Annotated in this window: 14 protein-coding genes; 4 read left to right on the top strand and 10 right to left on the bottom strand. The window is 44.7% G+C overall.

Translation table 11 applies throughout. The features are described from left to right. Nucleotides 1-120 precede the first annotated feature (120 nt). The 3 genes from ACUYLD_RS06005 to ACUYLD_RS05995 all read right to left on the bottom strand — a co-directional run bounded on the left by ACUYLD_RS06005 (nt 121) and on the right by ACUYLD_RS05995 (nt 2,326). Nucleotides 121-1,107, bottom strand: coding sequence for a ketoacyl-ACP synthase III (locus ACUYLD_RS06005; RefSeq protein ID WP_446674610.1), 987 nt, complete (start codon nt 1,105-1,107; stop codon nt 121-123). Nucleotides 1,108-1,138: 31 nt separating this feature from the next. Beyond that, the gene (locus ACUYLD_RS06000; RefSeq protein ID WP_029517714.1) at nt 1,139-1,489 is read right to left on the bottom strand and encodes a hypothetical protein; all 351 of its coding nucleotides are present in this window, start codon (nt 1,487-1,489) and stop codon (nt 1,139-1,141) included. A 183-nt stretch (nt 1,490-1,672) separates the two neighbouring features. Continuing rightward, nucleotides 1,673-2,326 carry a cell wall hydrolase gene (locus tag ACUYLD_RS05995; RefSeq protein ID WP_165178363.1) on the bottom strand — a complete coding sequence of 218 codons (654 nt, stop codon included), beginning with the start codon at nt 2,324-2,326 and terminating at the stop codon, nt 1,673-1,675. Between the two features lie 457 nt (nt 2,327-2,783). Between ACUYLD_RS05995 and ACUYLD_RS05990 the strand changes: the two genes are divergently transcribed. Together ACUYLD_RS05990 and ACUYLD_RS05985 are read left to right on the top strand one after the other, a co-directional pair. After that, nucleotides 2,784-3,449, top strand: a complete 666-nt coding sequence (locus ACUYLD_RS05990; protein WP_069289961.1) for a cupin domain-containing protein — start codon at nt 2,784-2,786, stop codon at nt 3,447-3,449. Nucleotides 3,450-3,561: 112 nt separating this feature from the next. Continuing rightward, complete coding sequence (locus ACUYLD_RS05985; RefSeq protein WP_025719727.1) at nt 3,562-3,792, top strand: hypothetical protein; 231 nt, start codon at nt 3,562-3,564, stop codon at nt 3,790-3,792. A 187-nt stretch (nt 3,793-3,979) separates the two neighbouring features. On the opposite strand, the gene ACUYLD_RS05980 is transcribed toward ACUYLD_RS05985, so the two are convergent. Further along, nucleotides 3,980-4,108 carry a hypothetical protein gene (locus ACUYLD_RS05980; protein ID WP_013371969.1) on the bottom strand — a complete coding sequence of 43 codons (129 nt, stop codon included), beginning with the start codon at nt 4,106-4,108 and terminating at the stop codon, nt 3,980-3,982. A gap of 168 nt (nt 4,109-4,276) precedes the next feature. On the opposite strand from ACUYLD_RS05980, the gene ACUYLD_RS05975 reads away from it, so the two are divergent. Continuing rightward, a complete protein-coding gene (locus tag ACUYLD_RS05975) occupies nt 4,277-4,543 on the top strand; it encodes a DUF2642 domain-containing protein (RefSeq protein ID WP_025719729.1) in 267 nt (88 codons plus the stop codon). Nucleotides 4,544-4,615: 72 nt separating this feature from the next. On the opposite strand, the gene ACUYLD_RS05970 is transcribed toward ACUYLD_RS05975, so the two are convergent. After that, nucleotides 4,616-6,160 carry a GH25 family lysozyme gene (locus ACUYLD_RS05970; RefSeq protein WP_250260959.1) on the bottom strand — a complete coding sequence of 515 codons (1,545 nt, stop codon included), beginning with the start codon at nt 6,158-6,160 and terminating at the stop codon, nt 4,616-4,618. Between the two features lie 240 nt (nt 6,161-6,400). Beyond that, on the bottom strand, nt 6,401-7,426 hold the full coding sequence (locus ACUYLD_RS05965) for a YeiH family protein (protein WP_446674609.1): 1,026 nt from the start codon (nt 7,424-7,426) through the stop codon (nt 6,401-6,403). A gap of 118 nt (nt 7,427-7,544) precedes the next feature. Between ACUYLD_RS05965 and ACUYLD_RS05960 the strand changes: the two genes are divergently transcribed. Further along, entirely contained in the window at nt 7,545-8,432 is an 888-nt protein-coding gene (locus tag ACUYLD_RS05960) for a LysR family transcriptional regulator (RefSeq protein ID WP_446674608.1), read from the top strand. A gap of 64 nt (nt 8,433-8,496) precedes the next feature. Here ACUYLD_RS05960 and ACUYLD_RS05955 read toward each other — a convergent pair whose 3' ends face one another. From ACUYLD_RS05955 to ACUYLD_RS05940, 4 genes are read right to left on the bottom strand one after another with little or no spacing between them, the layout of a single operon-like run. Beyond that, nucleotides 8,497-10,074 carry a glycoside hydrolase family 43 protein gene (locus ACUYLD_RS05955; RefSeq protein ID WP_442436309.1) on the bottom strand — a complete coding sequence of 526 codons (1,578 nt, stop codon included), beginning with the start codon at nt 10,072-10,074 and terminating at the stop codon, nt 8,497-8,499. Between the two features lie 16 nt (nt 10,075-10,090). Beyond that, nucleotides 10,091-11,047, bottom strand: coding sequence for a pectinesterase family protein (locus tag ACUYLD_RS05950; protein ID WP_446674607.1), 957 nt, complete (start codon nt 11,045-11,047; stop codon nt 10,091-10,093). A 25-nt stretch (nt 11,048-11,072) separates the two neighbouring features. Further along, a complete protein-coding gene (locus tag ACUYLD_RS05945) occupies nt 11,073-11,957 on the bottom strand; it encodes a dienelactone hydrolase family protein (RefSeq protein ID WP_446674606.1) in 885 nt (294 codons plus the stop codon). A gap of 23 nt (nt 11,958-11,980) precedes the next feature. Continuing rightward, the gene (locus tag ACUYLD_RS05940; RefSeq protein WP_446674605.1) at nt 11,981-13,342 is read right to left on the bottom strand and encodes a glycoside hydrolase family 28 protein; all 1,362 of its coding nucleotides are present in this window, start codon (nt 13,340-13,342) and stop codon (nt 11,981-11,983) included. Nucleotides 13,343-13,410 lie beyond the last annotated feature (68 nt).

Raw genomic sequence — 13,410 nt, 5'->3', positions numbered from 1 at the left:
CTCCCTTTTAATTCAATGTTTAAATTTTACAAAATAAACAAACATAGCACAACCAAATCATTACAATTGTCATTGTGTGACACACAAAAAAGACCTTACAGCTGCAAGGTCTTCGCATAACTAATATTTAAACAACATAGCAACCAGCTGATATCCAGCTCCAATCGTCCAGAACAGCACATAATCACCGCGCCGGATACGACCCGATTCAATACCTTCATATAGCGCAATGAACGGGCTACTGGTACCTGTGTAACCATATCGATCACCCACATAAATCATTTGGGCATCCTCTAGCTCCAAGTGATTCTGAATCTTCAATACATTTGCTAACGAGAACTGAGACAGACAATAAGCCCGTACATCCTGAGGCGTCAGCCCATTCTTTTTTAAAATGCGTTCAAGCAGATCAAATGTAGGAGGCAAGGCCATATTGGCATCGAACGGAAGCCACTGAATATATTTTCCGGGAGCATTCCTTTGGAGTGTTGCCGCTAACCCCTGAGCCGGGTACAAAATTTTATCTATATTGACTGGGTCCGTAAAATACATTGAATCTATAAAACCGGTGTCTTCTTCTGTACGCTCCAAAATAGCCGCACATGCAGCATCTCCATAGTTCGCATAAGTAATCTCATCCTCCGGATCGGAAATGAGTGAATTATAATCTGAACCGATAATAAGCGCTGTCCGCACGTCAGGATTAGATAGCATCGACCGACTGGCTTGATCGACAGCGACTGTCATCCCTGCACAATTCGCGTTGGAATCCATCACGGCCACATCATGTCTCGCCCCAATCGCCTGGTGAACAAACAAAGCATTCATCGGAAACAGTGACTCAGGAACTTGAGTGGAGAACACGATCATATCCACATCACGGCCTGTCATACCGGCCTGTTCCAGAGCTTTTTGCGCAGCTGCAATTCCCATGGTTAGGCCGTTTTCGTTCGGATCATCAATGATATAACGCTGTTTTCTACCCATATGCTCCATGAAGCGTCGAATATCTTTGCCCCGCTCGTCAAAATGGCGAACATAGTATTCGTTATCCAACGAATGGGGCGGATGGTACACACCCAGTGCTTTTATTTTGATATGGCTCATCAGGTTTCCCCCTTACACATACGTCAGCGCATTATTGTACGACAATATCTACGTTGTTTAATCCTGCTTCACGTGCTACTCGACCAAGCTGCATTTTAATAATGGTTTGTTGTAGACTGATACCAAAGATTACTTTGGCAAATCCAGTTTCTTTATAACGTACAAATGAGCCCTTCAATTTTTCCACTTCTCCCGGACCCAAAAGTGCCATCTGGGTACAATCTACCTTGAGTGTAAAGCTGGACGCCTGAATGGATGAAGTTTTGGCTACATAATCTTTTACAAAGCTATCATACTCCTCCTGGCTAAAAACTCCATTCACCGCCATATGTACCGTTTTCATGGCTTGATCTACTTCGATAGTGTAAGGATGTTGACTCATTTAGAAAGACTCCTTTGATTTCATTTTTTTGTCTATTAAGAGTATCGGAATAATAGGTAGAATTTTTAATATTAAATCAGATAAATCACCACTAAAATATTACAAATTTGTGAATATAAAAAACCGTCACTGCTCCTAGAAGAAGCAACTGACGGCTGGAAATTTGCGTATTCTCATGTGCAATTAATTCGTAAACGTATGGCGACCGAGTGAGATGACAGCCGGGCGACTTTTACTCCATTTGGCTGTGGCAATGGCCGGGTTGTAATAAAACAAGGACCCATTAGTCGGATCAGCACCATTAAGTGCCTGCCTGGCTGCACGGTATGCCGTCTTGTTTGGTTTCAGGCGGTATTGACCATCCTGTACAGCGGTGAATTGGCCAGGCTGCAAAATAACGTCCGGGATCGAGCTTGGAAACTCGCCGGACTGCACACGGTTTAATACGACAGCGCCAACAGCCACTTGACCTTCAAACGATTCTCCGCGCGCCTCAGAATAAATGATACGAGCCAGTTGATCCAGCGCGGTTACGCGCACCTCTCCGAAGGATTTCAGCTTGGCTTGTGTTGCCGCTCCGGCTACTCCATCAGGTGTCAGACCGTTATCTCGTTGAAAACGAGCCACCGCTTTACTGGTCAGAGAACCATAGTACCCAGTAAACCCAGCCTTGAAATAACCGAGCGAATGAAGCTGCTGTTGAAGCTCCAGCACCCGTTCGCTTTGAATCCCTTTCTTCAAAGCTGACGTTTGTGCTTGTGCTTGTCCTGGTGCGACTGACAATACAGTACCTAGCATACATGCGCAGGACAGGATTAAAATAGATAATTTTTTCATATTCCAGACAACCTCCTCTTTCATGTTCTGTCCGGTGCAACCATTCCGGCCTGTACAACTCAGGGACGTTTATCCGATGATGTTTCTTATGACATAACTTATGCCTAGCTGCAGAAGTGACGCGTGGCTACATACGGAATGGGACAATCATACTTTCACACGTCCGTTGCAGTATACCACAAGCCGCATTTACGTATCATCCGGCTCTGGTCCTAAGACTACCCAAGCAAATAAAACGCCATCCCTAAAGGGGTGACGTGTATTAAAAGCAATGGATCATGTTCTAACCGCACTTGAATACGTGACTTTTTTCGCTATTTTTCGCTTCAACTTGCCCGGGATCGGAGCCTGATTTCTACTAATTCAAACCACATTTGCGCGCACACATATATGGGCGTATGCATAGAGTAGCGTACGATCATCAAATCTTGAATAACAGAAAGGCTGGAAACGACGCGTGAATTCATATATGGATTACACCTCTCCTACTGTACAATTCACCTATGATTTAAGCGACAATGTTTTGTTTCAGAAGGATGCTCAAAATTCGATCAACGAGCTGTCGATCCAGCAGCTGAATACATTGGCAAATGTATCGCTGCTGGATATTCGCCTCAGCACTGCTAATGTTGTGGAGCCTCACTATCACCAAAATGCCACAGAACTGGTCTACTGCATCTCTGGAGCAGTAACCGTGTCACTGATTAACCCATTTACCCGTGAGTTACGACATTTTCCGATCACACCTGGCCAAGTGGCTAACGTCCCTCAAGGATGGTGGCATTATCTGGTCGCCACGATGGATAACACTCATTTGTTGACGATGTTTGATGCCCCGACCCCTGAATTCATACTGGGATCTGACATTTTGCGCCTAACGCCAAATAACATTCTGGCTCATACTTACTGCCTGGATGAGAATAAGGTTCAGGAAGCGCTCGCCCCTATTAAAAAACCTGTCATCATCGGTCCTCCCAATGACTGCAAGCAGCAGCCCCCCCGAAAACCAGGGATACATGTAAGGCTTGCTGATGCTTCATCACACCATCAAGCCGTCCCCCAAAGAGATTACGCCTATACTAACGGATATCCTGGCTTCTCTTTTAATCCCTATCAAGAATAGGCTAACTCTAGTCAGGTCTTAAGTTGGAGAGAATACCTTTTCCCTGTATGTTCGCCGTTACCATAAGACCGTCCCTCTCATAAAATGCCAATGTATAAGAGGGGGTGATGGAATGGACGCTTACTACAACTGTTTGAACTGCATGAATAAAAAGGTGCGTATTCTCACCATTGACGGAAAACAGTACGAAGGAACTATTATGGATGTAGATCGTAATAATGTGTACTTAAAAACAGAACGGAACGGACGTGTACAAACGTCTGCCTTTTATCCTGGCTACGGGTATGGGAATCAAATCTTAACTTTGAGCCTATTCACCCTGCTGGCGATTGCGTTAATTTAATCCTGATCCATTGTCCGTTCCTGTCTATAGATGCCAGTGTAACTCAAATGACAGCTGCCCAGCCCAGCACAGTTTGTGTAGGGCTTGTACGCTGTTATTTGAGGTGTTTTACATACGTTCCATCCTCTAAAACACTTAACCCCCCATCGGTTATATACCAATGAGGGGTTAAGCTACTCAGTTCATTTTAAACCCATAAAGACTTCGTAATGATAACGAGCAGAATGAACAGTACCAGAATAGCTCCTGTCGATGTCCATACTCCTGGGTAGCCCCCTACTGAACCGCCACCACAACCTCTTTCACATTCACTCATGGTCATTGCCTCCTTCAATTCAAGGTACAACATAGCTTATGTATTGAGCTTTCCCACGGACCGGGCTTTTCGGCAATGTTATGAATGTTTTTGCTGATGGGCATTAGCCTACACCTTTCCTAGGCAGGAGCATAGGATAACACAACTAATCTTGAAGGAGTGAAGCAATTGAATTCAAATCAAATGCTCAATTACAACGTTAATCAACCTTTCCCCCACCATCCTACCTCTCACCACGTCGTGGTGCACCCTGTAGATCCGTACGTCGTAGAAACATTAAAATCGGTGATCGGCAAGTACGTTGTACTTGAGACAACACGTGGCAGAATTGATGGATGTGTAGTGGACTGTAAGCCTGATCATGTCATTTTAGATGTATACGGAAAAAAATTCTTTGTTCGAATCAGCGAAATCGTATGGATTATGCCCAACTAAACAAATTAGACATTAAAAATCCTCGCAGATCCTATTCCGGATTCGCGAGGATTGATTATAACGTTGATTATGCTAATCACGCTCTCCTGCCAGTGAAGCCCGGAGTTCATCTATCGTTCCGTTGTATTCATCCAAATCGACTTGGCCTTGAATACCCGGAACACTGCCTGTGCTACTGTACTGCCAAGCCCACCAGCTATTCCAAGCTGGGACTGCGGTCGGCTTTTGCGTAGTGCTGTATCGGGCTACCCACAGCTTATACATAGAAAATGTAGGATCAAACTTGGAAGCAAAGACATTGCCCGTGTATACGATCGGCTGACGCCCGGTAAGCCTCTCCATTTCATCCAAAAAAGCATGCGCCACTTCACTAATCTGTGCAGGAGTAAGACCTTTGGGGTTATTTTCATAGTCCATCACAGGGGGGAGATCCAGCCTGCCTCCTGCTGAATCTATAGCCCTGGCAAAATTAGCTGCTTCCTGACGAGCTCCCTCCGCAGTAGTAGCGTTCAAAAAGTGGTAAGCGCCAACCAGGATGTTAGCATCTCTGGCACCCTGCACATTTACTAAAAATTGATTATCTTGATATTTTGTGCCCTCTGTAGCTTTAATAAAAGCAAATGTCTTGCCTGCCGCCGCCACTTGCTGCCAATCAATATTGCCATTATAGTGTGAGACGTCAATCCCTTGCGCGTGTCCATCAGAAGAAATCTCAGGTACAACAGGTATGGTAGGTATAACGTTCTCGGTAGTTGATGGCTCCTCTGTTTCCTGATCCAACGCTATAACCACCTTACCATCATCCGCATTGAGTACATGAAAGGATGTACTCTGATTAAGATCGACCACGATGCGTACCGAGGCTGGGTTTGTACTAGCCATGGAGTATCTTACTTGAGAAACATCTGGATCTTCTGTGACTGGAAAACTTCCTTGTCCACCATTGTTAAATGATTGCGATGCTGGAAATTCCTCAGCAAACTTTGTATCCGGTATGTCTACAACAATACGGTCTGCATGAGTCAACGTGGTTACTTTTGGGGTTACTTTTCCATTAACAGTTATAGTTAATTGGTGATTATCGAAGCTAATTTGGTTTATAGCCGTGCGCGCACTCTCTTTAGGATTACTTACAGCTGGAGTAGCAGGATGATCATGAGTGGACTCGCTATTGCCGCTTGAAGTAGGAGGAGTCGTCAGGAACACGGTTTTAAGCTCGTTGTTCCAGGTCACATTCATTCCTGTCTGCTCCGATACAAAGCGAAGCGGAACATAAGTCGTCCCCTCTTTAAGCAAAGGAGCTACAGCCAATCCCATTTGATGATCATTGACAGAGGCTATGGGATTGTTGACCTGAAGACTGAGGTTAAGATTTTGCTTATGTATAGTTATGGTCCCTGTCTTGGACTCCCAATTCACGCTATAACCCAATTCCTCTACAATGAGACGGAGTGGAACCAGTACATTCCCCTTTACTTCTTGAATCTGAACACCTTTGCCAACACTTATATCTTTACCATCCAACTGAAGATGTGAACTCGAAGATGCAGCATGACTTTCTCTTGGAAATGCTAGTAGAAACAGAAACAAAAAAGCAAATAAACAAATTTTCTTCATTATGTACCCTACCAATCTCTATATTTTTGCTTATGAAATTCTTGCACACTATAATTCTCAGGACCTCTATTTTGATAGACGCGTATCATATGGTAAAAGTTACGATTGATTCAGTACATATTTCAGTCTTATCATACAAAAGTACTAAAAAACTCTGCCAGCTATACAGCGAGCAGAGCTTTTTTCAGTTTTATTAACCTAGTTTACTAGCAATCTTATCACCAAACGAATACTTCATGTTCACACTGTTAAAAATGTTAACCCTATAAGAATGATCGAGGTAACAGATAGTACCAGTAAGGGAAGCATTGCTTTCTCCCGCAAAGCCTTAAAGCTCACATTCAGCCCCATGCCTACCATAGCCATTGTTAACATAAAGGTGGTAACTTGAGAAATTCCGTTCGTCAGACTAGATGGAACTACAATATATTTTCCAAAAACATAGCTGCCCACAATACTTGTAGCTATAAAGCCGATGAGGAACCAGGGGAACTCCACTTTAGCGTCTGTACGAATTTTTCCAGTTCGTTTCATCCAAACCATTAAAACAAAGCTGAGCGGTATGAGTAAGAAAACACGCCCCAGTTTAGCTAATAAGCCCATTGCAAGAGCATCCTGTCCGGCAGGCGCTGCAGCTAAGGCCACATGTGCAATTTCATGTAAACTGATGCCCGACCAGATTCCATATTGCATATCCGCCAAAGGAAGCCAGGGCCGAAGCACAGTAAACAAAATGGCAAATACCGTTCCAACCAAGGCAATGAGTCCTACTCCTATGGCTGTATCCTCATCTTTGGATTTTAACAAGGGAGAAACCGCTGCAATCGCTGCTGCACCGCAAACTCCTGTTCCAATACCAAGAAGAAGCGAAAGCGAAGCATCTGCCTTGAAACGTTTTGCCAGCCAAACCGTAAAAAAGATGGAAAATACAACGGTGCCCACATCACGCAAAAGTAAACCCAACCCATGATGAATGACAACATCCATGTTCAGCTTCAGCCCAAATAACACAATCGCTCCACGTAGTATTTTCTTTGCTGAAAACTCAACCCCCGAGCGCACAGCTTCAGGGTATCCCCACAACTGTCGGTACAGAATAGCGAGAAACATGGCACAGGCCAATGGACCTACATAATGAAAACCTGGCAATTCGTTCAGGCCGTAGCCTGCCAAAGCAAATAACAGCGTGAGGATAATGCCAAATATACGCTGGAATAATCGCCCTCTGTTCGAAAATAATTTGGTGTGTTGTGTATGACTGTTCATGGTGAACCCCTCCAATTCTACATGCATCCAGCTTAATATGTTTTTTTTCATAAGAAAAATAAATCATTATAATAATGATAATAAGTAAATAGATATGATGAATTTGGAGGAATGGGCTTTGGACCAATCTTTAATCGTATTTGTTAGGGTCGCGGAGAAACAAAACTTCACACGAGCTGCCGAGGAGTTACACATGACCCAACCTGCGGTAAGTCAATATATTCAAACGCTGGAACGTAGCGTAGGGACCCGCCTCCTGGAGCGTAGTAATAAATATGTGCGCTTAACCAAAGCAGGTGAAATTGTGTATCATCATGCTCAGGAGATTATCCGTCTCCATACACGGATGCAGTATTTGGTGGACGAGCTGATGCATACAGCAAAAGGAAACCTGTCGATCGGCGCAAGCTACACGTATGGCGAATATGTACTGCCGCATGTGATCGCGAAAATGAGAATCCAGTATCCACTCATTCAGCCCTCCATTACCATCGGTAACACCCAGGAAATTGAAAAACTCATGATCCATAATCAACTGGATGTAGGCATTATCGAAGGAGAATTTCAGCATGACCATTTACACATTGAATCATTTGCTGATGATCGAATGTATATCGTCGTTCCGCAAAATCATCGTTTGGTTGGTAAATCTCAAGTGGATTTAAGTGAGCTGCAAGAGGACATCTGGATTCTGAGGGAAGAAGGTTCTGGAACCCGGGAAGCGGCTGAAAATATGTTTGCACGGTTCCGGTTCTCCCCTTCTCATATGATGAATTTTGGCAGTACACAGATCATCAAAGAGTCTGTAGAAGCAGGCTTGGGGATTTCTTTGCTGTCCCAATGGGTCATTCAGAAGGAACTTGCTCTGGGCACATTAAAAGTACTGGATATTCATAATCTTCCGGTCATTCGAAAATTCTCCTTCCTAACTCCTTCATCGACATTTGAAACGAAAGCAAGCACCGCTTTTTTGGAGATTTTGCGAAGTTATAATGTGAAAAGGTAAAGTGCAGAAACCACGAAAAAAAGCACCCATTAAGGTGCTTTCAACATATTCATTATCATGTTTTTTATGAGGAAAGATGATCCTTACCATGATATAAGAAATGAGAAAAATCAGCGTAGCTTCCTTGGAATTGTTGCATATCATGAGCAGCAATACCTACAAAATTCCCTGTAAAACCACCGGATAAAAAGCTGATATCCTGCATTTCAAAAAGCCGCTTCCAAGCAGGTTTGTCTCCGACTCCATAATAAAATTGCCCGTGGGATGCATGGACTTCCACAGCTAAATGTATAGGAAGATCGTCCTGAAGCGTAATCGCTTGGGGAACTAAGGTAAATGTGTTGGCTTCACATCGCATCATGCGCAGCACCTTCCCTTGTCCCTCCTCATAGCTAATATAGGCGTACAAATAATCTTCTTCATTAAGGTACAGTAGAAGCCCCGCCATTTGCAAATAGCTTGTTGGCTGATACTCCAATGCTGTTTCCACCCGGAAATGATGATCCGTTTGCCGAATGGCAAGCACATGATGCTGGAACAGACTTTGAATGGATTCTCCAGCTAGAATCCGAAGATAACCGGGGCGCTGGCTTAATGAACACCAGCTATCATCCGCCAGGATACGCAATGTGTTCCACGTTTTATCTAATGTGGGTCCCTCGAAAAAATCCTCGAAAATATAACCCTGCTGCTCTTGTTTAACCGAGAACTTCCCTTGAGGTGCGGGCACCTCCAATTGAGGTGTATGGCCCCCGGCGGTTAATCGCAGCCAGCCTTCATCATTCCAGTACACTTGCTGCAAGGCTGTTTCCCGTCCTAAAATGGCATATTTCCCCTCTACTGGACGTGTGCATAAATGAGCCATGTACCATTCGCCGTCCGGTGTTTGTACAAGACTGCCATGTCCTGCGCATTGTAACGGGAAATCCAGTCGATCACGTGACGTAAGCATGGGGTTGTGCGGGTCTACTTCATATGGCCCGGATATCTGCTTCGACCGTGCTACGGTAACGGCATGTCCCGTACCCGTTCCGCCTTCCGCTGTAACAAGATAGTAATAACCGTTTTGCTTGTAGATGTGAGGCGCTTCTGTTTTCTTCAAAGGAGTACAATCAAAGATTTTAACAGGCTCGCCAATGAGTTGTTGTTGCTTGCTGTCATACTCCTGCATGACGATACCGGAAGATTTATTACTTTCCAACATGCGGTAATCCCACAATGCGTTCAACAGCCATTTGCGTCCGTCCTCATCGTGAAATAAAGACGGATCAAATCCGCTACTGTTAAGATAGACGGGTTCCGACCAAGGTCCTTGGATCGTAGGCGCCGTCATTACAAAATTATGGACGTCCTTGAACGGACGCTTGGTGCTTTTCACATCCGTATAGAGCAGATAAAAAAGGTCATCCGCATAGCTAAGCTGCGGTGCCCAAATGCTGCAATTTTTCGGGTTTCCTCTTAAATCAACCTGATCGGTCAAAATATCTGTGCAATGCTCCCAGTTGGCCAAATCTTTGGACTGGTAAACCCGTACTCCAGGCAACCACTCAAACGATGACACCACAATATAGTAAGTATCCTCGACTCGTGTAATACACGGATCGGGATTAAAGCCTTTTAATATGGGATTTTGGATCATCATGAGACCTCACTTCTCCTTACTTCCAAAATGTGACTTCATCAAAAACCTGTTCCTTGCTCCATACTTCTGTTCCCGTTTCAAAACAATCTGCCCACGGAACACGCTGCTTACGTAACGTAGCAACTTCATCGGGTCCGTTATATTCCTGATAACAGACCGTTTTCTCGTTCGCGACATTATCCCAATTGTTCCAGCCACGTGGGTCAATATGATCGCCCATTTTACAATCGACAAATACGGTCTTGGCATACTCCCGCCACGGACGTCCCAAAAAAACCGGGGTAATATCAGCTTCTGCGGTTAAGTAGCAATGGTTGAATACATAACCATACGCTTGTCCTTGCGGCGTAGAGGCGGCTGTGACGTAGCTCGTTTGGTTGTCATGATGGCGTAAACTGCGAATTTCGCAATCTTCAAAATACGCGGTAGCCCCACCAAAAATAAAGTCCACCGTACCCTCTATATAACAATGCTGATAAAGCTGCCGATAGTGCCTATGATGCTCCTTCAAATGGATTCCACCAAACTGGAGTCGTTCTTTCGGTGCAGGAGGTAGAGGGCCTGTAAATAAAGTATCCTGGTGCCCTTTAAAGGTACAGTTTCTAAAGACCGTTTCATCACAATGAGCGTATACCGCAACGGCCTGCCCAATGGCTTCTCCCTGTCCTGCCGTGTTGGAAATCGTGAGATTTTCCAAGATCAGATGGCTACCGCCTAAAAATAAAGTAGGTGTCGCAAAGGTCCCTATTTCCTCTCCCGCTTCATCCCGTTCCTTGGCATACCGATCCATTCGAATCTCTACCTGTCCGATGCCTATAATATGAAGATATGAACGGTAAATTCGTACCTCTTCCTCATAAGTACCTGATAAAATAGTTAACGTTTCCATTTCGTTGGAATCCGACTGCTCCAATACAGCAATCGCCTCCTGAATCGTATGGAAATCACAAAAGGATTCTTTTCCAACTAGCATGGTTACCCCGATCCTTTCATTTGATTTACAGGTGTTCAGCTAAAAATAACTGCCACGCCATTCGCATTTCCAACGTCTCCATATGTCCACCGCCCGCAATCACAGGCTGCCAATGCTCAGGGTGACCTGCTTCCTGGTAAGCTTCCAGCAGACCTTTTGCCAAATGCTCGACTCCTTCAATAGGACACATCCGATCATTTTGACCTGTTATACTCATCCGTGGACGAGGTACGATCCGCTTTTGAATATCCAAGGTGGTAAAATGCTTCAACAAGCCAGGGACATAGGAATAGAAACCATGATGATCCAACCCCCTTTTGGCGATTAGCGTATGGGCATCTACCTGTCCACAAATATCAACCGTCACCTGTATCCGTTCATCTAACGCAGCCATCCACCATGCCATGAGTCCGCCCATCGACATACCGATTGTTGCGATACGGGAAGCATCGATATCTTCACGCTGGCACATATAATCCACCAAGCGACGGTTATCATACAGCATCATGCCCCACAGCACTTGGCCCTGCCAGAGCATTTCCTTTACCAGCTCGCTCTCAGTTTTGCCCCCACGTTCATTGAAACCCCACATGTCAATGCAGCATACACAGTACCCCATGTCTGTCAGGGTAGTAGCAAACGAGGGCTGCTGCAAGTAAGGGCTACTATGGATCAGTTCCTTGCGCCCGTTCGTATAATTGCCTCCATGCGAATGGTTAAAAACGACCAATGGGAACGGACCGTTCCCTTGTAAGGGTGTAGCTACATAAGCGGGTACAGACTCGATCCCGTTCAAGTCGAGCAGGAGACACTCCAGTTTGTATCCCTCGCGCTCTTCTTGATTCAGCAGAGTTGCCGTTACAGGGCGATCTGCCGGAAGGTCGCCCAACAATGCTTGCAACTTATCCACGTTGTACCTCCTTTCATGCCCTCCTAATTCATCTTATTTCGTTCAGAAGGTTGTATCGTTACTTGTTCTATCAGCTTTTCGGGCTGATCTGTATTCTTTGAATGACAACGATTGATTTCAACGTCTTCTCCATTTTCAATGTAAAAGGCAGGACCTTCATGATTCTCAATCGTCACATGTTGAAAACGAATATCCTTCACATTACCTAGATAAAAACCACGGTTGTTCATATCTTCAATCCCTGTCATCATGGCCGGACGACCGGGAATTGCATTTTTAGCCATAGAAATATCAATATTGGAAAATGTAATTTCAGCAATATATTGCTCTGCAAGTCCGTATAAGAATCCAGCAGCCGCATGAACCTGTCGTGCCGTAATATCGGAAAAATGGATTCGTCTAAAGCACGGGGTTTCATTGGTAATGGGATAGGGATTTTTATCCCACACATATTTGTCTTTGCCCCGAGGGCCGCAGAAATAATAAAGGTTCAGAATAAATGGACAAATTACATCTTCCATCACAATGTTGCTGACGCGAATATCCTCGATGGTTCCGCCACGTCCTCGTCTGGATTTCAGACGTATACCCCGATCCGTTTGCTTGAACACGCAATTACTGATCGTAACATTACGAATATCACCACTCATTTCGCTTCCCAGTACGACTGCGCCATGTCCATGCACCATCGTACAATTTGTAATCGTAATATTTTCACATGGAATTCGCTCTTGTGTATCTTCGGTTCCTGCTTTGATCGCAATACAATCATCGCCCACATCTATATTGCAGTTGCTAATACGAACATTGGAACAGGATTCAGGATTAATACCGTCCGTATTGGGGGAGTCCGCCGGGTTAAGAATGGACAAATTATCAATCGTAACGTTATAGCAAGCGATGGGGTTTACAGTCCAACTGGGGGAATTTTTTAACATAACATCTTTAATGGTAACCCGCTGACAACGGTCAAAGCTGATTAATTTGGGTCTCGGATATTGTAACTCCTCTGGATGATTCCGGTGCTTTTCCCACCACGGTTGACCATTTCCGTCCAGCGTTCCGCTACCTGTAACTGAAATATTCTCAAGGTTCTGTCCATAAATGCATGACGCATGTACTTCTCGCTGAACGCCTTCCCATCTGGATTCTACTACAGGGTAATCAGCCAGTTCCGTACTGAAGGACAGAGTTGCGCCAGGGCTTACATGCAGCTCAATGTTACTTTTCAGAAAGATAGCTCCTGTCAGATACGTCCCAGACGGAACATAAACGGTTCCTCCTCCATCATTGCTGGCCGCTTCAATGGCAGCCGCAATCGCTTCCGTAGCCAACGTCGTACCATCCTGAACTGCTCCATAATCTACAATGTTATACAATTGCATTTCGTTCTCTCCTGTCTTTATATTTTGTGGATGTTAGATCCATTTTGTATTGGGAAAGCATAAGCTGC

The organism is Paenibacillus sp. SER-28 (assembly GCF_052906305.1).
Note: the sequence above shows the minus strand (reverse complement) of the source record. Positions and strands in the feature narration are given on the sequence as shown.